Raw genomic sequence first — 25,804 nt, 5'->3', positions numbered from 1 at the left:
CCAAGCCGTCAGGTTTGGGGATTTTTTACATAATTGTTACGATTTATTCGTTTAAAGCACTGCGATTGGCGTTTATTTTATGTTATAATATGAGTATTAATTTATTATCTAAAATTTTCTGGAGGTCAGCTAATGAGAATTGATGGTGCCGGCGGTTGTTTTGATAACCGTATTTACGAAATAAACAATAAAAGCGCTTGGAATCTGTTATTGCTTACAGTCAATGAAATGGGTGTGACGGTTGATTCCCGTGATGATGAAAATGGCATTCTTGAATGCCATAATGATAAAAAGGTTATGCGTTTTTCGGCACAGGCGATGGACGAAGAAACTACTCAGGTTTTTGCTGATGTTCATGGTAAGAGGATTCAGGTTTATAACTGGAAGCCACAGGATAAAGAAGTCAATCTTTTTTACGACTTATTTGAAAACAAGCTGCGTGAATACCGGGCCTTTATCCTTTGTCCCAGCTGTAAGGCCAAAATCAGTTCGCTTGTAAAATTTTGTCCGGAATGCGGTGTACCGGTAAAATAAAAATAAACCAAATACCGTTAGGTATTTGGTTTATTTTTAATAATCATAAATTAGATAGCGCGGGTAACTTTACCGGAACGCAAGCAACGAGTGCAAACATTAACGCGTTTTACAGATTCGTTAACAATAGCCCTTACTTGTTGAATGTTCGGTTTCCAAGCACGTTTAGTATGTCTATTGGAATGGCTGACGTTATTGCCAGCGAGAGTACCTTTGCCGCAGACTTCGCAAATGGATGCCATGAGTCCCACCTCCTTAACGTATTACGAGCATTAGTTACAAATTTAACAAAAGTATCATACCATAGACTGTAGGTAAAAGCAAGTAAATTTTATAGATTGGCAGTGATTTTATGTGGTGGCGTGAGCCTGTTACCAGTTTAAAAGGTATAGGGATAAAAAAAGCTTTAGAATTTCAGAAATTGAATATAGAAACGGTCGGTGATCTACTCAACCGGTTCCCGAGAATGGACAGTTATCTTGATTATTCTAAAGTGAAACGTATCGGAGAGCTGACTACTGATAACGAAAAACAGCTTTTTACAGGGGAAGTGTTTCGAGTTTCAGATAAATATTCAGGCAGAGGGAAACGCTATACTGTTATCACAGTTCAGGACGATGGCAGTTACGCCGATATTTTTCTGTTTGCAGCGCAGCGGTATCAGGCCCGTAAATACAAATCAGGTATGCGTCTGATTGTTATTGGTAAAGTACGCCGCGGTACAACGGCAAAATTTGTTTCCGAAGCGTTTATTCAAATTGCCGACAGTAATGAAAGTATCAATGCTTTAGGAATTTTACCTGTTTATAGTCTGACAGGCTCTTTGACACAGGTAGCGGTACGCACAGCAGTCAAACAGGCACTGGCAAAGGCAGAACAATATTTGCCGGAAACATTGCCGGCAAGTATTATAACGGAAAGGCAGCTGCCGGATCGTTATACTGCATTGAAGAATATTCATTTTCCTGGCAGTTTTGCTAAACTGGCAGAAGCTAAAAAAAGATTCATTTTTGAAGAATTGTTTCTACTGCAATGCGGGCTGCTCTATTATCGCGATCGCATTAAAGAGGTGAGGCAGGGCATCAAGCACGGCGTGGACGGCAAGCTTGTTACAGCGGTGAAAAACTCACTGCCGTTTGAACTTACTGAAGCGCAGCAGAAGGCCTGGCAGGAAATATCACTTGATATGCAGGATAACAAGCCGATGCACAGGTTGCTGCAGGGTGATGTAGGCTCTGGCAAGACTGTTGTTTCGGCTCTGGCGCTGGCTAAAACGGCTGAAAACGGATATCAGGGCTGTATTATGGTGCCGACAGAAATTTTGGCACAGCAGCATTTTGAAACCCTGACAGAATATTTGGGCAAACAGGGGTTAAGAGTCGAGCTTTTGACAAGCAGTGTCAAAAAAGCTAAACGTCGGGAAATTTTAGAAAATCTGGAGCTGGGAGAGATTGATGTACTGGTTGGCACGCATGCCCTGATCCAGGACGATGTTGTTTTTGCCAGATTAGCGCTGGTGGTTACTGATGAACAGCATCGTTTTGGTGTAGATCAGAGGGCGAAATTATCCAATAAATCACAGTTTGCCCCAGATATTTTAGTTATGACTGCTACTCCGATCCCGCGAACCTTAGCTTTAACTATTTATGGTGATCTTGATACTTCCATGATGCAGGGAAAACCTGTTGGACGTAAACCGATTGAGACTTTGTGCTACACCGGTGAGAAGCGTAATGCCGTATATGCTGGACTGGTGCGTCAGGTACAGGCCGGACATCAGGCTTATGTTGTCTGCGCTCTGATCGATGAATCTGAAGGTGTAGAAGCGCGCTCGGCAACAGAAGTTTATACGGAACTGCAGGCAACGTATTTAAAAAATATTCCCTGCGCTCTGCTGCACGGACGTTTGAAAAACCAGGAAAAAGAAGAAATTATGAGCCTCTTTGCCGCAGGAGAAATCAAAGTGCTGATTACGACGACAGTTATTGAAGTTGGTGTCAATGTTCCCAATGCAACGCTGATGATCATCGAAAATGCTGACAGATTCGGGTTGGCCCAGATGCATCAGCTGCGCGGCAGGGTAGGGCGCGGCAAGGATCAGTCGTACTGTGTGCTGCTTACGGATAATGACAATAAGGAAACACTGGAACGACTGCAGGTATTGCGCGACAGTGATAACGGGTTCTTTCTGGCAGAAAAAGATCTGGAGCTGCGCGGTGCCGGGCAATTATTCGGTTTGCGTCAGCACGGCTTGCCTGATTTATATATTGCTGATATACTGCAAGATATAGGCGTTTTGATAGAAGCACGTGAATTAGCGAAAAAAGCGTTCAAGAACCCGCAGATGCTGCGAGAGATCGAAGATGCTCTTAGCAGTCAATTTGACGAACGGTTCCAGCGTATTTTTTATTCGTAATATTAAGGGAGTTTTAATGGAGAATAAAACTAAATGGTATCGTGCCCCTGATGTCATAACTAAAATCATTGCGGTGGCTTTTTTGGTGCTGCTGGGATGCTGTATACATTTTTTTGCTCAGGATTTTTTTGATAAAACTCTTAAACTGGCTATCAGCGGTAACGTCAATGCTTTGGCTGAATATCTGCGGTCTTTTGGGCCCTGGGCAATTGTAATCAGTTTTTTACTGGATGTGTTCATCAATGCGGCCAGTATTTTTCCTTCAATTTTTCTTTCGACGGCTAATGGTTTGATTTTCGGTCTGCCACTGGGAATACTGATTTCCTGGCTGGCGGAAACTGTCGGTGTTGTGATCAGCTTTCTGCTGATGCGTTATTTATTCAGAGGTACTGCTGAAAAGATCATTGCTACAAGTAACAGCCTGAAAAATATCGACGAAGCCAGCGGTAAGAACGGTTTGCAGTGGATGGCATTTGCCAGAGCGCTGCCTTATTTTCCTTCGGGAATTTTAACTGCCATCGGGGCTTTGAGCAAAATCAGCGTCAGAGATTATATTATTGCCAACCTGATCGGTAAATTTCCTTCGACGGCATTAGAAGTTGTTATTGGGCATGATATTGTAAATTTTAAGCAAAACAGTATGCGTTTGACAGTATTGGTTATTGTTACGGGCATCGTGTTTTTTGCTTATAAACGTTATAAAAAATAGCAGTGTGCTTTATTTACTCATATCTAATGCGGCAGTGGCGATGAGTTTTATACTTTTGAATAAATTTATATGGACAGATAAAATAACTGCGTTACGGCAGTTATTTTTTTATCTGCAATTAGGATAATAATTTTCTTTTAGTATCTATTGCAAGAATAATTGAGAGCAGTTATAATAAAGGCAGTGATAAAAGAGGAGGGTCTTTTATATGAGTAAACATCAATTTACAGATATCCGTGTTGCTATTGAACCGGATAATCCTGCTGTACAAAGGTTGGAATTCAAATGCATCAAATGCGGTTCCTGTAAAGCAGTCTGCACCGATTATATCGGTGTCTGCGGTACCTACGATCTCAAGGCGACCGGAGATGTGCCTATCTGTATAAACTGCGGGCAGTGCGCTAATGTGTGCCCGGCAGACAGTATTACTGAAAAGGTTGAGGCTTATGAAGTAGCAGCAGCAATGCGCGATCCTGAAAAGATCGTTATTTTCAGCACTTCTCCTTCTGTGCGCATTGCTTTAGGTGAAGAATTTGCTATGGCAGACGGTAGCTTTGTTGAAGGAAAAATGGTAGCGCTGCTGAAAAAACTGGGGGCAGATTATGTGTTGGATACTAATTTTGCTGCTGACCTTACGATCATGGAAGAAGCCAGTGAGTTGGTGGAACGTATCACAAAAGGCGAAAAACCGCTGCCACAGTTTACCAGTTGCTGTCCGGCCTGGGTCAAATTTGCTGAAACCTATTATCCGGAAATGCTTCCGCATATTTCCAGTGCTAAAAGCCCGATAGGAATGCAGGGGCCAACAATCAAAACTTATTTTGCAAAAAAAATGGGACTTGATCCCCGAAAAATAGTTAATGTGGCTGTTACTCCCTGTACAGCTAAAAAATATGAAATCCGCCGTGATGAAATGAATGCTGCTGCAAGGCATTTAGGTATTAACGGTATGCGTGATATGGATTATGTTATTACTACGCGTGAACTGGCTATGCTGGCCAAAGATGAAAATATTGATTTCACAGCATTGGAAGACAAGGCATATGATGACTTTATGGGACTGGGGTCAGGTGCCGGCGTGATTTTCGGTAATACCGGTGGCGTTATGGAAGCTGCAGTACGCAGTGCTTACACTTTTGTAACGAAAAAAACTGTTCCGGCAGCACTATATGATCTGAAGCCCGTACGCGGCCTGGAAGGTATCAAAGAAGCTTCCGTAGACATTGACGGCTTGAAAGTAAAGGTTGCTATCGTCTATGGTACTGCTAATGTCCGTAAATTGATCGAAAAAATCAAAAGCGGCGAAAAAAGCTATCATTTTGTCGAAGTAATGACTTGTCCGGGCGGATGCATCGGTGGGGGCGGTCAGCCTAAAGACAGGGAATATAAAGGTGATGCGCTGCGTGCCAAGCGTATCGAAGGCCTTTATAAACGTGACGATTCGATGCAGCTGCGGTTAAGCCACGAAAATCCTGAAATCATTAAATTATACGAAGAATTTTACGGTGAACCCTTAAGTGAGCTGGCAGAACAGATGCTGCATACGGTGTATTTTGACAGAAGTGCTGATTTGGGAGGAGTTTATATCGCTCCGACAGAAGTTCAGTCTGCAGCAGGTTTAAAACAATTTCGCTGCAAGGTTTGCGGCTATATTTATGAAGGTGCAAGCCTGCCCGAAGATTATATCTGTCCTACCTGCGGTGTGGGTGCGGAAATGTTTGAAGAAGTGCGCTAAAGTCTAAATAAAAAGCTGAAACCAAAAGGTTTCAGCTTTTTATTATTTATCCAGTAATTTATAAATCTGTGGGAAGGGTTCAACTGTGCGTTTTAAAATACCGTTGATATAGGCGATTGTGATACCGTAATTGGTGAAAGGTATGTTTTGGTCCGCAGCACATTTGATGCGGTACTGCATTTCACGTTCGTTCAGCATACAGGCGCCGCAGTGGATAATAATTTTATACGGCGATAAGTCCAGGGGAAATTCCGTGCCGCTGGTAAAAATAAATTCTGGATTTTTACCGGTATATTCTTTGATCCAGCGTGGCAGCTTAACGGTGCCGATATCATCGCATTGGCGGTGATGTGTGCAGCCTTCGCCGACAAGAATTTTATCTCCGTCCTCAAGGCTTTCAAGTGCGGTAACGCCTTGAACGGCAGTCTGCAGATTACCTTTATAGCGTGCAAACAGGATCGAAAAAGAGGTCAGAAGAATATCAGCCGGCGTTTCAGCAGCAACTTTTTTAAAGACCTGACTGTCGGTGATAACCAGTTTGGGTCGTTTACCTAAATTTTGCAGTGTGTTGGTCAGTTCGTTTTCTTTAACTACAATAGCGGCAGCATCTGCTTCCAGAATATCGCGGATCGTTTGCTGCTGCGGCAGAATCAGTCTTCCTTTAGGGGCGGCAGAATCGATGGGCACTACTAAGACAACGAAGTCCGAAGGCGACAGCAGATCAGCAACTATCTGTGCTTTATTTTCATCTGCAGGTACGGTTTGGGTGATTGCTTCTTTAAGCTCAAAAATATTGAGCTTCTGTTCAGCACTGACAAATAAAAGTTTCCTATTTGGCAGCAGAGCTTGATAAGCAGTTTTTTTATCTTCATTTATGGTTTCACATTTGTTGATAACGATGAGCAGGGGGATTTTTTTTGCATTGATCCGTTTTATCAAACGCAGATCTTCAGCAGAAGGGCCAACTGCAGCGTCAATAATTACAAGCGCGATATCGGTTTTGTTGAGTACCTGATATGCTTTTTGAATGCGCAGGCTGCCCAAAACGCCTTCATCGTCGATACCCGGAGTATCAATGATCATTACTGGTCCCAGCGGCAGCAGTTCCATAGCTTTATAAACAGGATCTGTGGTTGTACCTTTGGCTTCAGAAACGATTGCTAAATTTTGCCCGGTGATCGCGTTGATAAGGCTTGATTTGCCGGCGTTACGTTTACCGAAGATACCGATATGAACGCGTTCAGAAGAAGGGGTAGCATTTAAACTCATAAAATCACTTCCTTTTATATAAATTATATACTAAAATAGTGCGATTATAGTACAGATAAGTTTTCTGAAAAATATACAATATCACACTTGTATACAAAAGTGCTAAATTTATGTAACAGTTATTGACGATGTTGTTAGTTTTAAAGTATATTATATATGCGTGTGGAATAATTCACAACCAAACCAAAATAAAGGAGGCGTATGAATGAGTACTAATAATGATTCAACGCAGCATGTTCAAATCGCAGTAGCCGACCCTACACCCTTGGGACTATTTGGTCTGGCCGTCGTAACAATGGTGGCTTCTGCACAAAAATTAGGTATCGTTGAAGGAGTATCCTGGGTTTTGCCGTGGGCTCTTTTCTGCGGATCCTTCGCCCAGCTGTTGGCTGGTTATTTTGACTATTGCCATCGCAATATTTTTGGCGCAACAATTTTCAGTGCTTTCGGCTTTTTCTGGTCTGCAGTAGGTATGAGCTGGATGATTAAAGCAGGAACCTTTGGTCCTGGTCTTGCTGCCGGTGTGGATCCTAAAGCTATTGGTTTTGCATTTTTGGCCTATTTTATATTTGCCTGCATTGGTACCATTGCTGCGTCCTCTGCAAGTCTGTTCTTATTCGTAGATATGGTTTTCATTGATATCTTACTTTTAGGTTTAGCTTTAGACGGACTTGGTATCGGCGGTCATTTCCCGCACACCATGGCTGCTTATGCTGAAATGGCAGTAGCGCTTATTTCCTTATATGGCGCCGGAGCCGGGTTCCTTAATAATTTCTATGGTCGTCAGTTCTGGCCTGTAGGAGCTCCGCTTGGTATCTGGAAAAAATAATCTTGTTTGATAAAAAAGCACTGTGAGAATCTCACAGTGCTTTTACTTTTTTCAAAATTACTTAACAAGTTCCAGCCGTGGGTTGGGAAGATGTACTCGTCCTGCTTTAGCGCATTCTTTGCCGTCTACCATAACGATATCCGCTGTAAAGTTGATATTACCGTCAAAAAGGCTGGATCCTACTGCATAAGTATCTACAGGAACCTTTAATGCTTCAAACTCTTTGATACGTTCGGCGTCAAATCCGCCGGAAACGATAATTTTTACATAATCGAAACCTTCTGCATCAAGTGCTGTGCGTACATTATGTACTAGTTCCTTGCAGACGCCTGTCGGTTTGAACATACCCATTTGGCTGAGCAGGCTTTTATCTACCATAGTGCCGGAGGTATCCAAGCGGACTCCTGCTAATTTGCGGCCAAGTTTGCGTGCTACCTGTAAAGTCGTACCAACACAGTCATTATCAAAGTCGACCAGGGCAATACGCGCGATATCAGGCGCTACATATTTATCAAAGGCGCTGGTTGCTGCCAGCGTGTCGCCGTTATATGCTGCGATCAGGGCGTGGGGAATAGTTCCCAGACCTTTGCCATTGCTGGCTAAGGCGTTGGCATCAGTAGAGAAACCTTTGATACCGCCAATCATAGCAGCATAGCCGTCAGATTCCTGGGTTTGATAGGTATCATACCGGGCAGGGAAAAAGAGGACCGGTTTGCCGTTTGCTGCTTTGACAACACGGCGTACATTAGTAGCGATACGGCTTTGCCGCGCCAGAAAACCAAGATAGATAGTTTCCAGATGGGCAAAGTCTGCCAGATCACCTTCGATCGTCATTAGTGTTTCCCAGGGGGCAACCTCATCTCCGTCATGTAAAGCATGGATCGTAATATTTTCAGGATTATGTGCGCAGGTTTTGATCAGGGCGATAGTTTCATCGATGCCGCAAACAACTACCGGTTCACGGGTAAAAAGCTGCATAATTACTCTAGGATGGTGATTATCGCCATTCAGTATCTCCTCGGTACGCAGAAAATAAGCGTCGGTGTAATAACCGGCTTTGATTTTTTCTACCGGAAAATGAAAATGTTCAACTGGTAAACGATTTTTCATGATAACCTCCATCATTAATATAGAATAAATTAGCTCTTGATATTGTGCTAATTACATTTTATGATACAATAATAGCGCTACAGGTTCAAGTTTTTTGATAAATTTTTCTTAAATGGAGTTTATAAATGGCATCTTGTGAAAAAAAATATACAATATTATTATTGTCGGCTCCGATAGGTTCAGGGCATAAGCTGGCCGCTCAGGCTCTGGAACAGTCTTTTGCACTGTCAGATAATGTGCAGGTAGTGCACGGAAGTATTTTTGACTTTTTTCCGGGCAGTATCGGCAATGCTTTTTTACGTTTTTATTTATGGGTACTCTCATATTGTCCCTGGCTGTATGAGCTGGCTTATAAATGGGGAAACCGTCAGAGCGGGTCGCTATGGCTGCGTAACTTTATTAATGGTACCTTAGCAGGTTTGGCACAGGATTTTATCGTCAGGACCAACCCCGATGCTGTAATTGCCACACATGCTACACCGGCAGGTATCATGGCTATCTATAAAAAAAAATTCAAGCCGGATTTGCTGTTGGGAGCGGTGGTTACTGATTATACTGTACATAAATGGTGGCTTTGCGAAGGCGTTGATGTGTATTTTGCAGCATCAGAAAATCTGCGTGCACAGTTTGATGGGACTGATGCTGAGGTTTTACCGACGGGAATACCGGTTCGGCGGCAATTTTACCAGGCATATGATCGTCAGGAGCTGCGTCGTAAATTTAATTGGTCTGAGCAGGATATAGTATGTCTGTTGATGGGCGGCGGCGAAGGCTTGTTACCGATGGAGAGCATAGTTAAAGCTTTCCACGGTTATTTGCCACAGCGTTTGAAAATAATTGCGGTCGCAGGACATAATGAAATTTTGCAGCACCGCCTGGAAATTTTTAAAGAAATACCACTGACTGTTTATGGATTTACGGATGATGTACCGGAGTTATTGCTGGCTGCTGATATTGTCGTAACTAAAGCCGGTGGTTTAACGGCGGCTGAAACATTGATTGCGGGCTGCAATTATATTATTTATAAGCCGCTGCCTGGTCAGGAAACAGGTAATGCTGTTTATTTAGAGCAGTATTGCGGTGCACAGGTAGCCGGTTCACCTCAGGAAGTAAAAACGATGGTCTGCCGATATGCGGATGTCGACTCCCAAGTACGCTTGCTTCAGAAGCAGCAGCGCAGCTTGAAATATGGTAAACCTGGAGCTGCAGAAGAAATAAGCAATTATATTTTAAAAAAACTTGAAAAATAAGTAAAAGCTTGACCGTTGACTAAATCAACTCTATAATGAAATGGATTTGGGAAAAATAATATTTTGCGACACCCGGTTTTCGTGTGGATGCCTGCAATTTATCGGAGGCATTGCTGTGGAGCGTTATTATTGGGGTGCTTTAAGCGCTGCTGTCGGATTGGGCAACAGTAAGCTTGAAGCTTTAGTTGCGGTGTTTGGCAGTGCGCGTAGTGCGTATCTTGCTGATAGACAAGAGCTTTTGGCTGCCCGTGTTTATAAAGAGGCGGCCATTGATAAGTTCTTAAAATTTAGAAATCTTGCGTTACCTGAACAGCTGCAGAATTTTTGCGAGCGGCAGCAGGTGCGGCTGATGATAAGCAGTGATGCGGACTATCCGGTCTCATTAAGGCATATCGCATTACCGCCGAAGGTTTTATATATCAAGGGTAATTTGCCCAGGCTTGATTGCAGTATCGGTATCGTTGGTTCACGTCGAGCTTCTACTTATGGGTTAAAGGCGGCGGGTGACTTTGCTGCTGATCTTGCTTCAGCGGGGCTGGTTATTGTAAGCGGTGGAGCTAAGGGTATTGATAGTGCTGCTCACAAAGGTGCTTTACAGGCTGGGGGAAGTACGATTGCCGTACTTGGCTGCGGTATAGATGTTGTTTATCCGCGTGAAAATACGGCGCTTTTCGAGCAGATATGTTCAAATGGGGCGATGGTAACAGAATTTGCACCTGGAACAGAACCTCTTGCTGCTAACTTCCCGTCGCGCAACAGAATCATCAACGGAATGACGAAAGGTATACTGGTAGTTGAGGCAGCTAAAAAGAGCGGTGCTATGATAACGGCTGAATTTGCCGCAGATGAAGGGCATGAGGTATATTGTATTCCAGGAAGTATTTATCTGCCTAACAGTATTGGCTGCCATAGTCTGATAAAATCTGGAGCACAGCTTGTAGATAGGCCGGAAGATATTTTGAATGATCTGGAATTGAACTTCGGCAGTAAGCAGAAAATAGAGAATTTATCGTTGTTTGCCAGTGAAGGAGCAGAGGCCGTTTCAGAACTGGCTAAACAATTGATGGATATAATGACACAGGAACCGGTTACGTTAGAGGAACTGGTAGAATTAAGCGGTCGCTCTCTGGCAGAGATCAGCGGGGAACTGCTGGATCTGCAAATGCAAGGTAAACTTGGCCTGGCAGATGGGCGCAGGTATTACCGAATTTAGGAGGACTTATTATTATGACGAAAAATTTAGTAATCGTGGAATCACCTACTAAGTCAAAAACTATTGAAAAATTTTTAGGGCGCAATTATACTGTCCGCGCTTCAATGGGACATTTGCGCGATTTGCCAAAAAGTTTGTTTGGCGTTGATATCGAACATGATTTTGAGCCTAAATATATTAATATTCGCGGTAAAGGCGAATTGATTAAAGAATTGAAAACTTTGGCCAAAAAAGCTGATAAAATTTATCTGGCAACTGACCCTGATCGCGAAGGCGAAGCTATTGGCTGGCATTTAGCGCATATCCTTGGTGTTGATCCGGAAGCAAACTGTCGGATTGAGTTTCATGAAATCACTTCTGGTGCCATAAAAGATGCTTTGAAGAATCCGCGCCCGATTGATTTGGATAAAGTTGATGCTCAACAGGCACGTCGTATTATTGATCGTATCGTAGGCTATCAGCTTAGTCCTTTGTTATGGCGTAAAATAAGAAAAGGCTTGAGTGCCGGACGTGTACAATCGGTAGCAGTAAAAATCATTGCTGACCGTGAAAAAGAAATCGCTGATTTCATTCCTAAAGAATATTGGACTTTGAATGCTAAACTGCGTGAAAAAGCTAAAGCTCCTATTTTTGAAGCAGAGGTTATCAAACATCTGGGCAAAAAACTGGAAATACATACTGCTGAGGAAGCGGATATTGTAGAAAAAGCTTTGGCTAAAGCTGCTTATATCATTGAAGAAGCAACAAAAAAAGAGCGTAAACGTAATCCGCTGCCTCCGTTTACTACCAGCAGCCTGCAGCAGGAGGCTGTTAAACGTCTGAATTTTACTACCAAAAAGACGATGATGGTAGCTCAACAGCTGTACGAAGGTGTTGCTGTGGGCAAAGAAGGTTCTGTCGGTTTGATTACTTATATGAGAACCGACTCAGTACGTATTGCTGATGTTGCTGCTGCTGATATCCGCAGTTATATTGAAAGTGAGTTTGGCAAAGAATTCAGGCCTTCACATGCAAACAGCTATTCAAGTAAAAAAAATGCCCAGGACGCACATGAGGCGATCCGCCCCACAAGTGTACATCGTACACCGCTGGAAATGGCAAAACATCTGAATAAAGATCAGCTTAAGCTCTATTCTTTGATTTGGAACCGTGCTGTTGCAAGTCAGATGGCATCGGCTGTTTTTGATGTTACTACTTTGCTGATCGGCGCCGGCGATTACCAATTGCGTGCAACGGGCTCTGTTTTGAAGTTTGAAGGCTTTTTAAAGCTAAGCGATAAAAAAGACCTGCTCGAGGATAAGGATAAAACCGTTCCTTATCTGGAGGCTAAAACGCCTGTAGAATTATATAAACTTTTACCGGCTGAACAGCACTTCACCGAACCACCGGCGCACTTTACTGAGGCGACACTGGTAAAAGAGCTGGAAGACAAAGGTATTGGACGGCCGAGTACTTATTCGCCTACTATCCAGACTATTCTGGACCGCGGTTATATTGCTAAGGAAGGCAAAAAACTGATGATTACCGAGCTGGGGCTCATGATCGTCGATATGCTGACTAATTATTTCAAAGATATTATTGATATTCCTTTTTCTGCTGAATTAGAAACAGAGCTTGATGAGATTGCTGAGCATAAAGCTGATAAGACTAAAATACTGGAAAAATTCTATGTGCCGTTTTCAAAATTGATGGAAAAAGCCGACAAAGAAATTGAGGCAGTAGAAGCTCCTGTAGAAGTCAGTGATGTGAAATGCGAAAAATGCGGACGTATGATGGTAATAAAGCAGGGGCGTTTTGGTAAGTTCCTGGCATGTCCCGGTTTTCCGGAATGCCGCAACACGAAGCCGATTTTGCATAAGATCGGTGTTAAGTGCCCTGAATGCAGCGGTGAAGTTATCGAGCGCAAGACAAAAACGCGCCGTATTTTTTATGGCTGTGCCAATTATCCGGAATGTAAATTTACATCATGGGACAGGCCAACAGAAGAAAAATGTCCGAAATGCGGTAAAGTGATGCTGGAACGAATTGAAAAGAACGGCAATAAGAAACTGTACTGTTCTAATGAAACCTGTGAAAATGGCTTGCATATAAAAAAAGGAAAGGCAGGACGCAAAAGTGCTAAAAGCAAATAAACCGATTCATGTTATCGGCGCAGGTTTAGCCGGCTGTGAAGCAGCATATCAAATAATTAGATATGGCATTCCTGTAATTTTGCATGAAATGCGTCCGGTAAAGTCTGACGAAGCGCATAAAACTGCAGACTTTGCGGAACTTGTTTGCAGCAATTCTCTGCGTGCCAATAATTTGGAAAATGCTGTCGGTCTTCTTAAAGAAGAGATGCGCCGCCTTGATTCTCTGATCATGCAGCAGGCTGATAAACATCAGATTCCAGCCGGCGGAGCCTTAGCTGTCGACAGGGAAGGTTTTGCTCAGGGAATTACGGAAATTATTAAAAATCACCCTTTAATTACTGTGGTTTATGAAGAAGTAACAGATTTGCAGCAGTTGGAAGGTTATGTTGTAGTTGCCAGCGGGCCTTTGACGTCAGCAGTATTGGCTGAAAATATCAAAAAGCTGGTAGAAGCAGATTATTTTCATTTTTTTGATGCCGCTGCGCCTATTGTGACCGCAGAGTCCTTGAATTATGAAAAAGTATATCGTGCCTCACGTTATGATAAAGGTGATGCAGATTATTTGAATTGCCCGTTTGAAACCAAAGAAGAATATCTGGCGTTTTGGGAAGCTTTACGAACAGCAGAGCTGGCTCCGGTCAAAGAATTTGAAAAAGAAGTTTTTTTTGAAGCCTGTATGCCTATTGAAGAAATGGCTCGCCGCGGTGAAGATACCATGCGCTTCGGTCCACTAAAGCCTGTTGGACTGGTAGATCAGAGAACTGGTAAACAGGCCTACGCCGTGGTCCAGCTGCGTCAGGATAATGCTGCTGCTTCGCTGTATAATCTGGTCGGATTTCAGACTCATTTAAAATGGCCTGAGCAAAAACGTGTTTTTGGTATGATTCCGGGGCTGGAAAATGCAGAATTTGTCCGGTATGGTGTAATGCACAAAAACTCTTATATCAATTCGCCTAAATTATTGAATGATAAGTTTAATTTTAAAGCGATGCCGAGATTTTACTTTGCCGGGCAAATGACAGGTGTAGAAGGCTATGTGGAATCGGCTGCTTCTGGTTTGATGGCTGGTATTCATACCGCTCGGGCTTATTTAGAGCTTCCCGATATTACCTTCCCTAAAGAAACAGCTCACGGTGCATTAGCACATTATATAAGCAATCCTGAAATCAGGGATTTTCAGCCGATGAATGTTAATTTTGGACTGCTGCCGTCTTTAGGTAAAAAGATACGTAATAAAAAAGAGAAAAACGCTCTGATTGCAGAGCGCTCATTGAATGCTTTGCAGGATGTACTGCAAATAATCAAGTAAGCTGTGATGAACTGGAAAGACAAACATAACTTGTTTTTTAAACTGCTGCGGCTGCACTTTGGTCTGGCACTGTATTCCATTGGTTTGACCCTTGGCATCCAGGCTAATATCGGCTTGGCGCCATGGGAAGCCTTTGGTATCGGTGTTTCCTATGTTACAGGATTGACCTATGGGACGATCAATGTTTTGAGTGGGCTTTTGATTTTAGTAGTGACAGTTGCTATGGGTGAGCGGTTTGGATTAGGTACGATTCTTAATGCTGTATTGATCGGTTTTGGTGTTGATGTTCTTCAGTACTATCATGCTGTACCTTTAATAGAAAATTATTGGCTGGGAATCATCGTAATGTTTTTAGGGCAGTTTTCCATCAGTCTGGGCACTTATTTTTATATCAGTGCCGGACTTGGCTCTGGTCCGCGCGATTCTTTGATGATCGGGTTAAAACGTCGGCTGCCGAAAGTTCCGATTGGTATGATCAGAGGCCTTATAGAAGGCAGTGTTTTGCTGGCTGGCTGGCTGCTGGGAGCGAAGGTTGGTTTAGGTACTATAATAGCTGCGTTTGGCATCAGTACTATTTTGCAGTTGACTTTTAATTGGCTGCACTTTGATGCAAAATCAGTTCAGCACGAAGGCATCTGGCAGACTTTAGGCATAAAAAATTAAAATATTAAGAGTAGCGGCACATTAAATTGGCCGCTATTTTTGTTTATATTCAGATTTTTACACATTTTTGTGTATTCAATAAAAAATTCAAAAAATTTAGTACTTGGTTATTGAAATAGCTTCCTGGTTTGTGATACTATAAGTCTACATAAGAAGAAGGGATTTATTATGGCAGAGTCAATATCGCAATATCCTATGGTTGATAAGTTTCTCAGGTATCTGCAGGTTGAAAAAAACACGTCGCCGCTGACTGTTAAAAATTATGCCGCTGATATAAGTTTATTCAGTAATTTTTTAGCAGAACGGCTGGGGAAAGATTTTCAATGGCAGAAGATCGGAGTTTTGGATATTCGTGCCTATTTAGCGCTGCTCAATAAAGAAAAGTATGCGCGTACGACGATTGCCAGGCGGATTTCTTCGCTGCGTTCTTTTTATAAGTTTTTAATGCGAGAAAATTATGTGGAGCAAAATCCTTTTATTAAGGTAAGAACGCCAAAGCTGGAAAAAAGATTACCTGTATTTTTGGAAGAACTGGAAATCAATGAGATATTAACCTTACCGGATAAAGATACGCTGGGATTAAGAGATCAGGCGATATTAGAATTACTCTATGCCACAGGTTGCCGTGTTTCCGAATTGGTGGGACTTATGGTGACTAATATAGATCTTGGCAGCCAATATGTTTTGCTGCTGGGCAAAGGCAATAAAGAACGTATCGTACCGATAGGGCATACCTGCTGCCAGGCTGTACGGCAGTATTTGCAAGTTACACGCGGAGCTTTGATGGAAAAGAATAAAACAGAGGCGCATGACAAGGTTTTTGTTAATAGCAGGGGAGGTCCGCTGACGGATCGCAGTGTCCGTAGGATCTTAGATAAATATATAACCCAACTGGCTATGCAGAAAAAAGTCAGTCCTCACACGATCAGGCATACTTTTGCCACACATCTTTTAGATCATGGTGCTGATTTAAGAGCTGTTCAGGAATTGCTTGGACATGCTAATCTGTCCACAACGCAGATTTATACTCACATTACGACTGAACGTATTACTTCTGTATATCAGAAAAATCATCCGCGTGCTTAAAATTTGAGGGAGGAATCATCATGGAACTTTTGGAGAAAACAAGAAAAATCAACAAATTGCTGCAAAGAGGGGAAAAAGTAGAATATAACGCTATCGCACGTCTGCTGCGTGATGTTATTGGCGCTAACATTTATATCGTTGGGCGTAAGGGCGGCGTTAAAGGCAGCGCTCTTCAGGATGATTTCGAATGTGATATCATGCGCGAACAGGTTTTGGATGTCAAAAACTTCCCGCAAAAATATCTGGATTTTATTATGGACGCGAAAGAAACAGTTTCAAATATTGAACATAAAAATCAGGAATGTTCCTTTGTTAAAGGTACAAAATGCTTTTTTGATCAGAAAAAAACTACTATCGTGCCTATTTACGGTAACGGCGAACGTATTGGTACTTTGATCGTAGCTAAATATGATAAACCCTTCGACGATGAAGACCTGCTGCTGGCAGAATATGCTGCGACTGTTATCGGCGTTGAGATTCTGCACGAGCGCGCAGCTAAAGTAGAAGAAGAAGTGCGTAAGAAAGCAATGGTTCAGATTGCTTTTTCAACGCTTTCTTATTCCGAACTGGAAGCTATTGTCAATATTCTCGGCGAACTGAAAGGCATGGAAGGCTTGCTTGTAGCTTCTAAAATTGCTGATCGTGTCGGGATTACACGTTCTGTAATCGTTAATGCTCTGCGTAAATTCGAAAGTGCCGGTTTAATCGAAACGAAATCGCTTGGGATGAAGGGAACATATATACGGATTAAAAATGAGTTCCTGCTGGAAGAACTGCGTAAAAATAATTCTTAAATAAAAAATGACCGGATTGCTGTAATGTTGCAGTAAATCGGTCATTTTTAGTATCTTTTAAGGTTCCTAAACAAGATATTGTAAAAAAAATTACAGAAACTACTTGATTTTGTGTAATCACTGTGCTAGTATAGTAAAAATATTTCAAAGAAGAAGGGAGTTTTATAATGCGTACAGACAAATTTGCAAAAGAAGGTTTAACTTTTGATGATGTGCTTTTGGTTCCGGCAGAATCTGATGTTTTGCCGCGTGATGTAGATGTTTCCACTTATTTGACTAAAAACATTAAATTGAATATTCCTCTGATCAGTTCTGGTATGGATACTGTTACAGAATCAAAAATGGCGATTGCCATTGCCCGTGAAGGCGGTTTAGGTGTTATCCACAAAAATTTAACGATTGAAGAACAGGCAGGAGAGGTTGCCAAAGTAAAGCGCAGCGAGCATGGTATTATCGTTGATCCTTTATTTCTGGCTCCTGATAATATTCTTGCAGATGCCGTAAAAATGATGGAGCATTATCATATTTCCGGTGTTCCTATTTGTGATCCTGATGGTAAGCTGCAGGGAATTATTACTAATCGTGACCTGCGTTTTGAAACTAATCTTAATAAACAGATTAAAGAATGTATGATTGGTGAAGGTTTGGTAACTGCTCCTGTTGGTACGAGTCTTGAAGAAGCTAAAAAATTACTGCGCGAACACCGTATTGAGAAATTGCCGTTGGTCGATAGCGAAGGTTATCTTAAAGGGCTGATCACAATCAGTGATATTGAAAAAGCTAAAATGTATCCTAATGCCTGCAAAGACAGTGATGGGCGTCTGCGTGTAGCCGCTGCTGTAGGCGTTGGTGCTGATATGATGGAACGAGCTTCCGCTTTAGTTAATGCTAAGGTAGATGTTATAGTTATTGATACTGCTCATGGACATTCGCACGGAGTCCTGAATTCAGTGCGTCAATTGCGCGAAGCTTTCCCGGAATTGAATATTATTGCCGGAAATGTAGCAACAGGCGCTGCAACTGAAGCATTAATCAAATGTGGCGTTGATGCCGTTAAAGTTGGCATCGGGCCAGGATCTATTTGTACGACCCGTGTTGTAGCCGGTATCGGCGTCCCGCAGATTACTGCTATCAATGATTGCGCATTAGTTGCACGTCAATATGGTATTCCTATTATTGCCGATGGCGGTATCAAATATTCCGGTGATATTGCTAAAGCTATCGCCGCAGGTGCCAATGTTGTTATGATTGGCGGTTTGTTAGCAGGAACTGAAGAGTCCCCTGGCGAAACTATTATTTATCAAGGCCGTTCTTATAAAGTATATCGTGGGATGGGCTCTTTAGGTGCTATGGAACGCGGTTCTAAAGACCGTTATTTCCAGGAGAACGCCGATAAATTGGTACCAGAAGGAATTGAAGGACGCGTACCTTTCAAAGGCCTGGCTGCAGAAACAATCTTCCAGTTGGTTGGTGGTTTGCGTGCAGGTATGGGCTACTGCGGTGCTAAGGATATCGAAGAAATGATTACAAAAACTCAATTTATTCGTATGACTGGCGCCGGTTTGAAAGAAAGCCATCCGCATGATGTCATCATTACGAAAGAAGCTCCTAACTACAGCCTGTAATAAAATTTAGAGGAGGTTTTTCGAGTATGGAAGATGCAGTTTTATTTTCACTTAAAGGTCAGGTTGCTATAATTACTATGAACAGACCGCATAGCTTGAATTCAATGAATGAAGCATTGATTGACGGGTTGCATGAAGCTCTGACAAAGGTAGAAAAAGACCCGGCAATAAAATGTGCTGTGCTGACAGGTAATGGAAAAGCTTTTTGTGCCGGCGGAGATCTGCCGTTTTTGGAGACTCTTGCAGATACTGCTGTAAAAAAGGCTTTCATTACCAAAGTAGGGCAAGTTGCAAAACGTATTACTACAATCGAGAAGCCAATTATTGCCATGGTCAATGGTGTTACCGCTGGTGCCGGTGTTAATCTGATGCTGGCCTGTGACCTTATTTATGCAGTAGATACAGCTAAATTTGCTCAAAGCTTTGCGAAAGTAGGGTTGATACCTGATTGTGGTGGTTTATATTTCCTGCCGAAAGCTGTCGGCGTTCATAAAGCTAAAGAGCTGATGTTTACAGCTGATTTGATTGATGCAGCAACTGCTGAAAAAATGGCGTTGGTAAATCATATCTTTCCTGCAGCAGAGCTTGAGGACGCGGTTATGCAAATGGCTGAACGACTTGCAGCTTCAGCACCTTTAGCGATAGGGCTCATCAAAAAATATCTGAATAATACTGCGATGACTTTAGACGAAGTGCTGGAAATGGAAGCAGTTGCCCAGCCTTTATGTATGGGCACGGACGATAGTGCAGAAGGAATAACTGCCTTTAAAGAAAAACGTACTCCTAAATTTACAGGTAAATAAGAATTCACAAAAAAGACGGAATCGCTGTCAGCGGTTCCGTTTTCTTTTCACGTAAAATACTGTATAATATTACTATTGACGATTATGGAGGTTTGTATGTTAGATTTTGATTTTTCATCAATGTTATATAGGATTCCGGCGCTTTTGATAGCTATCACTATCCACGAGTATGCACACGCGCAGACTGCGGAAGCCATGGGCGATCCTACACCGCGGTTCATGGGACGTTTAACTTTTAATCCTTTAGCACATCTTGACCCTATTGGTGCCTTGATGCTTATTGTGGCCGGTTTCGGCTGGGCTAAGCCTGTAGGTATCAATCCCAATAATTTCAGAAATCGCCGCGAAGGTATTTTAAAAGTTTCTTTTGCAGGCCCTGCGGCAAATTTGTTTTTATGCTTTCTTGCAGCATTGATTGTTGCTTTAATGACCAAATTTGGTGTTATGACCAAAGGCGTTTATTCGTTTTTACTTTGGACACAGCTTTATAATGTTTGGTTTGCTTTTTTTAATCTTATCCCAATCCCGCCTCTGGACGGTTCAAAGATTTTAGGAGAACTGCTGCCGCCGCGGACTGCTTATCAGTATGAAAATATGGTTGGCCAATATGGCTTTTATATCTTGCTGGCTTTGGTCTTTACCGGTATCGTTGGTATGATCATAAGGCCTTTGGCAAGCACGTATATGTCTTTGGTAAACAGTATTTTGGGGATAGTATTTTAATTAAAACGGCTTGTTGAATTATGATTAATGAAGGGACTTGATGTTGATGACTAAAGGTAGAATTTTCAGTGGAATGCAGCCATCTGGACGTTTTCACTTGGGTAATTATATGGGAGCGCTGGAGAATTGGGTTCGTTTGCAGCACGAATATGAATGTTTTTTCTCCATTGTTGATCTGCATGCGCTGACTTCGTCTTATAGCGATACTTCAAAATTACAGGAAAATGTTATGGAAATGGCGATTGACTGGCTCAGTGCTGGTCTTGACCCTGAAAAAAATGTCATTTTTGTACAATCTCATGTTAAAGAGCACGCTGAATTAGCGCTGCTTTTAGGTATGAGCACTCCGTTGTCGTGGCTGGAACGTGTGCCAACCTATAAGGATAAACTGCAGAATTGGTCTGCTCAGGGCAAGGATAATAATACCTATGGTTTTTTGGGATATCCTGTGCTTATGGCAGCGGATATCATGCTTTATAAAGCAACCTGTGTTCCTGTAGGTGAAGACCAGTCTGCTCATTTGGAGCTGACCCGGGAAATAGTACGCCGTTTTAACTATCTTTATAATAGAGAAGTGTTCCCCGAGCCACAGGCAGTATTTTCCAAAGCTAAGGTTTTACCGGGTATTGACGGCCGTAAAATGTCAAAATCCTATGGCAATACCATTCCTTTCGGCGCTGGACCGGAAGAAATGTGGGAACGTATACGTATGATGACTACTGACCCGCAGCGTATAAAAAAGACTGACCCGGGACATCCGGAAGTTTGTATTGTCTACGCTTTTCATAAGGTATTCAATCCTGAGGAATATGAAGAGATTGAGGCAAGATGCCGTGCCGGCGAGATTGGCTGTGTAGAATGTAAAAAACGTTTGGCAGAAAAGATGAATGCGTTGCTGGCAGATATCCATACTAAACGGGAAGAATTATCAAAGAAACCTGAATATATTAAAGAAGTACTTGATTATGGAGCACAGCGTGCCCGCAAGGAAGCTGAAAAAACTATGGCTGAAGTTAAGACCGCCATGAATGTGCTGTAATATATGGCTAACCTGTCAATCAAGGTTCAGGATTTTGAAGGTCCACTGGATCTGTTGATACATTTAATAGAAAAAGAAAAAATTGATATTTATGATATTCCTATTGTGGCAGTGACTGAGCAATATATTGAATATTTACAGGCAATGACGGAGTTTGATATTGAGATTGCCAGTGAATTTTTGCTGATGGCTGCCACGCTGCTGCAAATCAAATCGCGTATGCTTTTGCCAAAACAAACTGCTGAAGGCGAGGAAGATGAAACTGACCCTCGTCAACTGCTGGTGGAAATGCTGGTAGAATACAGACGTATTAAGGTCTGTGCCTCAAATCTAGCTGAACTAAAGCTTCAGGCAGAACGTTGCCGTTACCGACTGCCGCTTTTGTCTGGTTTTGTTGAACGCAGCTTGAAACAATATGAGGCAGAAGAGTTGATTAGTGCTATGCTGACCCTGCTTTCAGTGAAAACTGAGAATACGGCTTATATTGAGCGCCAGGAATTTAATGTACAGGATAAAATGAATGAGATTGTTCATATGCTTTCTCAACATCTCAACGGTGTAGAATTTGCCAAAGTATTTTCACGTACTGGTTCCCGCAGTGAGAAAGTCGCGTCTTTTTTAGCTGTTTTGGAACTTTTAAAGCTTGGTGTTGTAACTATCAACCAGACAGTGGCTTTTGCTCCAATCTATATATTCCTGCGACAGGGGGAACGATAAATGTTTCACGATTACTTAAGGGGTTCTTTAGAAGCTTTGTTGTTTGCTGCCGGTGAACCGTTATCTGTTGCCAAGCTAGCTGAAATAATGCAGCTTGATAAACCTCAGGTATGGGAACTTTTATCGCTTTTAGAGCGGGATTATGAAGATGAAAAGCGCGGCCTGTATTTAAGAAAAGTGGCAGAAGGTTATCAATTATGTACAAAAGAACAGCATTATGAATTGATAAAACAGCTGGCGCGTTCTCAGGAAATGAAATTATCTAATGCCGCTATGGAAACATTGGCTATTATTGCTTTTAAACAGCCTGTTACCAGAAGTGAAATGGAAGCTATTCGCGGTGTTAAGGTCGACGGTGTCGTTAATACGCTTTTAGAATATGGATTGATTAGTGAGACCGGACGTAAGGATTCTATTGGTCATCCTATTTTGTATGGAACTACAGATAAATTTTTGATTACTTTTGGTCTGAATTCTTTAAAAGACTTACCGGAGTTTCCTGATATTTTGTCAGAGCATGAAAACGAACCGGAACAAATGTCACTAATGGCTGAATTTAATGAAGAGCTTAATAAAACAGAAGAAACAGAGGATTTATAATCTATGGAAGAACGTTTGCAGAAAGTTTTAGCTTCTGCTGGGGTAGCCTCCAGACGCGAAGCTGAAAAATATATTTTAGCCGGGCGTGTAAAGGTAAATGGTAAGATTGTTAAAGAATTAGGAACTAAAGTAGGAGAAAAAGCTTTTATTTTAGTTGATGGTAAACCGATTAAACGTGAGAAGAAAGCCTATTATTTATTTTATAAACCTCGCGGAGTTGTTACTACTATGACGGATCCGCAGGGGCGCAGAACTGTTGCTGATTTTGCCAAAGATTTGCCGGAACGGGTTTTTCCGGTAGGCCGGTTGGACTATAATACAGAAGGTCTGCTGCTTCTGACTAATGATGGCGATCTGGCCCAAAAACTCACTCATCCAAAACATGAAGTAAATAAAACATATAGAGTGACTGTTCCGGGACTGGTTCCGCAGGACAAGCTTGATCTGCTGAGGATCGGTGTAAAATTAGAGGATGGAATGACAGCGCCTGCTATTGTTACTCTGATTGGGTATGATAACGAAAAAAGTAATACAACTTTTGATATCGTTATTCATGAAGGCCGTAACCGTCAAGTGCGCAGAATGTGTGATTTTATTGGGTTTCCTGTAAGACAATTAAAACGTATAAAGTTAGGTAATCTGACACTGCAGGGATTAAAACGCGGCGGTTATAGAATTTTGAATGAAGACGAAATTAATGCTTTAATCAAGGCGGCTGCGATCAATGAATAAAGTTATCGTCGTAGGCGGAGGTGCAGCGGGTTTATTGGCAGCAGCAGCTGCTGCTGAACATGGGGCACAAGTAACAGTTTTGGAAAAGATGTTTAAACCTGGAAAGAAACTTTTAATTACAGGTAAAGGTCGTTGTAATATCACCAACGATTGTGACTTGCAGGAAATAATCAAAAATATTCCTGGAAACGGACGCTTTTTAAACAGTGCTCTACGTCAGTTTACTAATGAAGATGTTGTAAAACTTTTAAATGATAATGGTTTGGAAACTAAGGTTGAACGTGGTGGTCGGGTTTTCCCCGTAAGTGATCAGGCCAAAGATGTAGTAGATACATTGTTAAAAATTCTGCATGATTTAGGTGTAGAATTGGTTACTGATATTTGTGTGACTGAAGTTTTAACTGATACTGAAAAAGTTATCGGCGTCAAAACTAAAAGCGGTAAAGTATTTAAAGCAGATGCAGTTATTGTTGCAGCAGGCGGGGCGTCTTATCCAGGAACCGGATCTGACGGGAGTGGATTTAAACTTGCCGAAAAATTGGGACATGCGATAATACCACTTAAACCTTCGCTGGTACCACTAACTAGTGATTCACCTTATATTCCTGATTTGCAGGGGTTGTCCCTGCGTAATGTACAGGCTACTGTTTATTCTTCAGGAAGTAAAGCTGCTTCGGAATTTGGAGAAATGTTATTTACGCATTTTGGTGTATCAGGTCCAATTATTTTATCACTCAGTAAAACAGTTGCAGCACTTTTAAAAGCTAATAAAACTAATATCGATTTGCTGATAGATTTAAAACCTGCTTTGACTTTTGAAAAGCTTGAAGCAAGAGTTCAGCGTGATTTTGAGCAATACAGCCGGAAGCAGCTGCTGAATGGGATGAAAGACCTTCTACCGCAGCGTCTGATCCCCGTAGTTTTAGATCAGGCTTATCTTGATGAAGAAAAGCCTGTCAATCAGATATCAAAAGAAGAACGTAAGCGTTTAGTAGAAGTGTTAAAAGGGTTATCAGTTTCGATTACGGGAACGAGGCCTTTATCAGAGGCTATTGTAACAGCTGGGGGCGTATCCATAAAAGAAATAGAGCCTAAAACATTGCGTTCCAAGTTGTGGCAAGGATTGTATTTTGCAGGAGAAGTCATTGATATAGACGGTTATACTGGCGGCTATAATTTACAGGCGGCATTTTCAACAGGATATGCTGCAGGGACAGCGGCTGCATATCAATAAATAGGCAGGGTGGTAAATGATGGAGAAGAAATTAGTAGTTGCCATCGACGGTCCGGCAGGAGCAGGAAAAAGTACCATTGCTAAACTGGCGGCTGAAGAATTGGACTATATTTATATTGATACAGGTGCAATGTATCGTTCTGTAGCTTGGAAGTTTTTACAAAGTAAGCAGGATTTTTCACCTGAATTAGTAAGTAAACTTGCTGCTGAAATGACTATTACTTTTAAACAGGAAGCAAAATTGAACCGTGTTTTTGTGGATGGACTGGAAGTAACAGATGAAATCAGAACTCCGGAAGTAACAGAAATTGTTTCTAAAGTATCTGCTGTAGGAGCTGTACGCGAAGCTATGGTAGCTCAGCAGCGCCGCATGGGAGAAGCCGGTGGAGTAGTGATGGACGGGCGTGACATCGGAACAGTGGTATTTCCGCATGCTGATTTAAAGATTTTTTTGACGGCTTCTGCTGAGGAGCGGGCATCGCGGCGATACAAAGAAATGCTTGCCAAAGGAATGCAGGTTGATCTGAAGCAGCTGCAGTCTGATATTGAGGCTCGTGATAAGCAGGACTGTGAACGTAAAATTGCGCCGCTTTGCTGTGCAGAAGATGCGATTTTTTTGGATAGTTCTAATATGTCTATTCAGGAAGTTGCTTCTCAAATTTTAACTTTGGTGCAGGAGCATTAAGCTATGTTTTATTCAGTCTTAAAGATTATTTTAAGAATTTTATTCAAAATATTTTTGCGGCTGGAAGTAAAAGGTGCAGAAAATATTCCAGCGACAGGTCCTTTGGTAATTGCCAGCAATCATTTAAGTTTGCTGGATCCGCCTGTAATCGGTGTAGCATCTACAAGAAAAGTGCACTTTATGGCAAAACAGGAGTTGTTTGTACCTGTTTTGGGTGATATTTATAAACTTTTGGGCGCATTTCCTGTAAAACGTGGTGGGGCCGATAGAACAGCAATAAAACATGGTATTGACTTGATGCTGGATGGTGGTGTGTTAGCTATTTTCCCTGAAGGGACTCGCAGTAAAACAGGGGCGTTAGGTAAGGCTGAGCCAGGTGCTTTGATGATGGCAGGAAAAGCTAAAGCAGTCATTGTTCCAACATGCGTAAAAGGTACCGATATCAAACGGCAGGGGAAATTATGGCCGCAAGTAAACGTCAAATTTGGAAAACCTATTTTTTTCCCTCAGGATGTACCGATCAGCAAAGAACTACTGCATGAACTTACAGAAGCTTTGATGCTGGAAATAAAACGCTTACAAGAAGCGGAGTGATAG

The 25,804-nt window shown here is 42.0% G+C and carries 25 protein-coding genes; 22 read left to right on the top strand and 3 right to left on the bottom strand.

The window, feature by feature from the left end:
- Positions 1-132: 132 nt before the first annotated feature.
- On the top strand, positions 133-534 hold the full coding sequence (locus tag C8D73_RS00685) for a zinc ribbon domain-containing protein (RefSeq protein ID WP_021718444.1): 402 nt from the start codon (positions 133-135) through the stop codon (positions 532-534).
- A gap of 50 nt (positions 535-584) precedes the next feature.
- Here the strand turns inward: C8D73_RS00685 and rpmB are convergent, their stop codons facing one another.
- Entirely contained in the window at positions 585-776 is a 192-nt protein-coding gene (gene rpmB, locus C8D73_RS00680) for a 50S ribosomal protein L28 (RefSeq protein ID WP_021718445.1), read from the bottom strand.
- Between the two features lie 110 nt (positions 777-886).
- On the opposite strand from rpmB, the gene recG reads away from it, so the two are divergent.
- The 3 genes from recG (at position 887) to C8D73_RS00665 (ending at position 5,394) form a co-directional block, all read left to right on the top strand.
- Entirely contained in the window at positions 887-2,950 is a 2,064-nt protein-coding gene (gene recG, locus C8D73_RS00675) for an ATP-dependent DNA helicase RecG (protein WP_113076998.1), read from the top strand.
- Positions 2,951-2,966: 16 nt separating this feature from the next.
- Positions 2,967-3,659 (top strand): TVP38/TMEM64 family protein, encoded by a 693-nt coding sequence (locus C8D73_RS00670; RefSeq protein WP_113076997.1) that lies wholly within the window; start codon positions 2,967-2,969, stop codon positions 3,657-3,659.
- Between the two features lie 208 nt (positions 3,660-3,867).
- On the top strand, positions 3,868-5,394 hold the full coding sequence (locus tag C8D73_RS00665; protein WP_113076996.1) for a [FeFe] hydrogenase, group A: 1,527 nt from the start codon (positions 3,868-3,870) through the stop codon (positions 5,392-5,394).
- 42 nt (positions 5,395-5,436) lie between these two features.
- Here the strand turns inward: C8D73_RS00665 and hydF are convergent, their stop codons facing one another.
- On the bottom strand, positions 5,437-6,663 hold the full coding sequence (hydF, locus tag C8D73_RS00660) for a [FeFe] hydrogenase H-cluster maturation GTPase HydF (protein ID WP_113076995.1): 1,227 nt from the start codon (positions 6,661-6,663) through the stop codon (positions 5,437-5,439).
- 205 nt (positions 6,664-6,868) lie between these two features.
- Between hydF and C8D73_RS00655 the strand changes: the two genes are divergently transcribed.
- Complete coding sequence (locus tag C8D73_RS00655) at positions 6,869-7,492, top strand: acetate uptake transporter (protein ID WP_113076994.1); 624 nt, start codon at positions 6,869-6,871, stop codon at positions 7,490-7,492.
- 57 nt (positions 7,493-7,549) lie between these two features.
- On the opposite strand, the gene C8D73_RS00650 is transcribed toward C8D73_RS00655, so the two are convergent.
- Positions 7,550-8,602: a nicotinate phosphoribosyltransferase gene (locus C8D73_RS00650; RefSeq protein WP_113076993.1), complete on the bottom strand. Its 1,053-nt coding sequence runs from the start codon at positions 8,600-8,602 to the stop codon at positions 7,550-7,552.
- Between the two features lie 125 nt (positions 8,603-8,727).
- Between C8D73_RS00650 and C8D73_RS00645 the strand changes: the two genes are divergently transcribed.
- The 17 genes from C8D73_RS00645 (at position 8,728) to C8D73_RS00565 (ending at position 25,801) form a co-directional block, all read left to right on the top strand.
- The gene (locus C8D73_RS00645; RefSeq protein ID WP_113076992.1) at positions 8,728-9,852 is read left to right on the top strand and encodes an MGDG synthase family glycosyltransferase; all 1,125 of its coding nucleotides are present in this window, start codon (positions 8,728-8,730) and stop codon (positions 9,850-9,852) included.
- Between the two features lie 115 nt (positions 9,853-9,967).
- Positions 9,968-11,065, top strand: coding sequence for a DNA-processing protein DprA (gene dprA, locus C8D73_RS00640; RefSeq protein WP_170123141.1), 1,098 nt, complete (start codon positions 9,968-9,970; stop codon positions 11,063-11,065).
- Positions 11,066-11,079: 14 nt separating this feature from the next.
- The gene (topA, locus tag C8D73_RS00635; protein WP_113076990.1) at positions 11,080-13,197 is read left to right on the top strand and encodes a type I DNA topoisomerase; all 2,118 of its coding nucleotides are present in this window, start codon (positions 11,080-11,082) and stop codon (positions 13,195-13,197) included.
- Complete coding sequence (trmFO, locus tag C8D73_RS00630; protein WP_021718459.1) at positions 13,181-14,506, top strand: methylenetetrahydrofolate--tRNA-(uracil(54)-C(5))-methyltransferase (FADH(2)-oxidizing) TrmFO; 1,326 nt, start codon at positions 13,181-13,183, stop codon at positions 14,504-14,506. The genes topA and trmFO overlap by 17 nt, the downstream gene beginning before the upstream one ends.
- A 6-nt stretch (positions 14,507-14,512) precedes the next feature.
- Positions 14,513-15,169: a YczE/YyaS/YitT family protein gene (locus tag C8D73_RS00625; RefSeq protein WP_021718460.1), complete on the top strand. Its 657-nt coding sequence runs from the start codon at positions 14,513-14,515 to the stop codon at positions 15,167-15,169.
- A 168-nt stretch (positions 15,170-15,337) separates the two neighbouring features.
- Positions 15,338-16,255: a tyrosine recombinase XerC gene (xerC, locus tag C8D73_RS00620; RefSeq protein WP_113076989.1), complete on the top strand. Its 918-nt coding sequence runs from the start codon at positions 15,338-15,340 to the stop codon at positions 16,253-16,255.
- Positions 16,256-16,275: 20 nt separating this feature from the next.
- Positions 16,276-17,049 (top strand): GTP-sensing pleiotropic transcriptional regulator CodY, encoded by a 774-nt coding sequence (codY, locus tag C8D73_RS00615; protein WP_021718462.1) that lies wholly within the window; start codon positions 16,276-16,278, stop codon positions 17,047-17,049.
- A gap of 167 nt (positions 17,050-17,216) precedes the next feature.
- On the top strand, positions 17,217-18,674 hold the full coding sequence (gene guaB / locus C8D73_RS00610) for an IMP dehydrogenase (protein WP_021718463.1): 1,458 nt from the start codon (positions 17,217-17,219) through the stop codon (positions 18,672-18,674).
- Positions 18,675-18,700: 26 nt separating this feature from the next.
- Positions 18,701-19,477, top strand: coding sequence for an enoyl-CoA hydratase/isomerase family protein (locus tag C8D73_RS00605; protein ID WP_021718464.1), 777 nt, complete (start codon positions 18,701-18,703; stop codon positions 19,475-19,477).
- A 96-nt stretch (positions 19,478-19,573) separates the two neighbouring features.
- Positions 19,574-20,200 carry a site-2 protease family protein gene (locus C8D73_RS00600; RefSeq protein ID WP_021718465.1) on the top strand — a complete coding sequence of 209 codons (627 nt, stop codon included), beginning with the start codon at positions 19,574-19,576 and terminating at the stop codon, positions 20,198-20,200.
- 46 nt (positions 20,201-20,246) lie between these two features.
- Entirely contained in the window at positions 20,247-21,239 is a 993-nt protein-coding gene (trpS, locus tag C8D73_RS00595; protein ID WP_113077348.1) for a tryptophan--tRNA ligase, read from the top strand.
- 3 nt (positions 21,240-21,242) lie between these two features.
- Positions 21,243-21,956 (top strand): segregation and condensation protein A, encoded by a 714-nt coding sequence (locus C8D73_RS00590; protein ID WP_021718467.1) that lies wholly within the window; start codon positions 21,243-21,245, stop codon positions 21,954-21,956.
- Positions 21,957-22,556, top strand: coding sequence for an SMC-Scp complex subunit ScpB (scpB, locus tag C8D73_RS00585; protein ID WP_021718468.1), 600 nt, complete (start codon positions 21,957-21,959; stop codon positions 22,554-22,556).
- A gap of 3 nt (positions 22,557-22,559) precedes the next feature.
- Positions 22,560-23,288, top strand: a complete 729-nt coding sequence (locus tag C8D73_RS00580) for a pseudouridine synthase (RefSeq protein WP_021718469.1) — start codon at positions 22,560-22,562, stop codon at positions 23,286-23,288.
- On the top strand, positions 23,281-24,522 hold the full coding sequence (locus tag C8D73_RS00575; protein WP_113076987.1) for a BaiN/RdsA family NAD(P)/FAD-dependent oxidoreductase: 1,242 nt from the start codon (positions 23,281-23,283) through the stop codon (positions 24,520-24,522). Before C8D73_RS00580 ends, C8D73_RS00575 begins: the two co-directional genes overlap by 8 nt.
- 16 nt (positions 24,523-24,538) lie before the next feature.
- Positions 24,539-25,207: a (d)CMP kinase gene (cmk, locus tag C8D73_RS00570; RefSeq protein WP_044491921.1), complete on the top strand. Its 669-nt coding sequence runs from the start codon at positions 24,539-24,541 to the stop codon at positions 25,205-25,207.
- Between the two features lie 3 nt (positions 25,208-25,210).
- Entirely contained in the window at positions 25,211-25,801 is a 591-nt protein-coding gene (locus C8D73_RS00565) for a lysophospholipid acyltransferase family protein (protein ID WP_021718472.1), read from the top strand.
- Positions 25,802-25,804 lie beyond the last annotated feature (3 nt).

The organism is Phascolarctobacterium faecium DSM 14760, assembly GCF_003269275.1.
GTDB classification, from domain to species: domain Bacteria; phylum Bacillota; class Negativicutes; order Acidaminococcales; family Acidaminococcaceae; genus Phascolarctobacterium; species Phascolarctobacterium faecium.
Note: the sequence above shows the minus strand (reverse complement) of the source record. Positions and strands in the feature narration are given on the sequence as shown.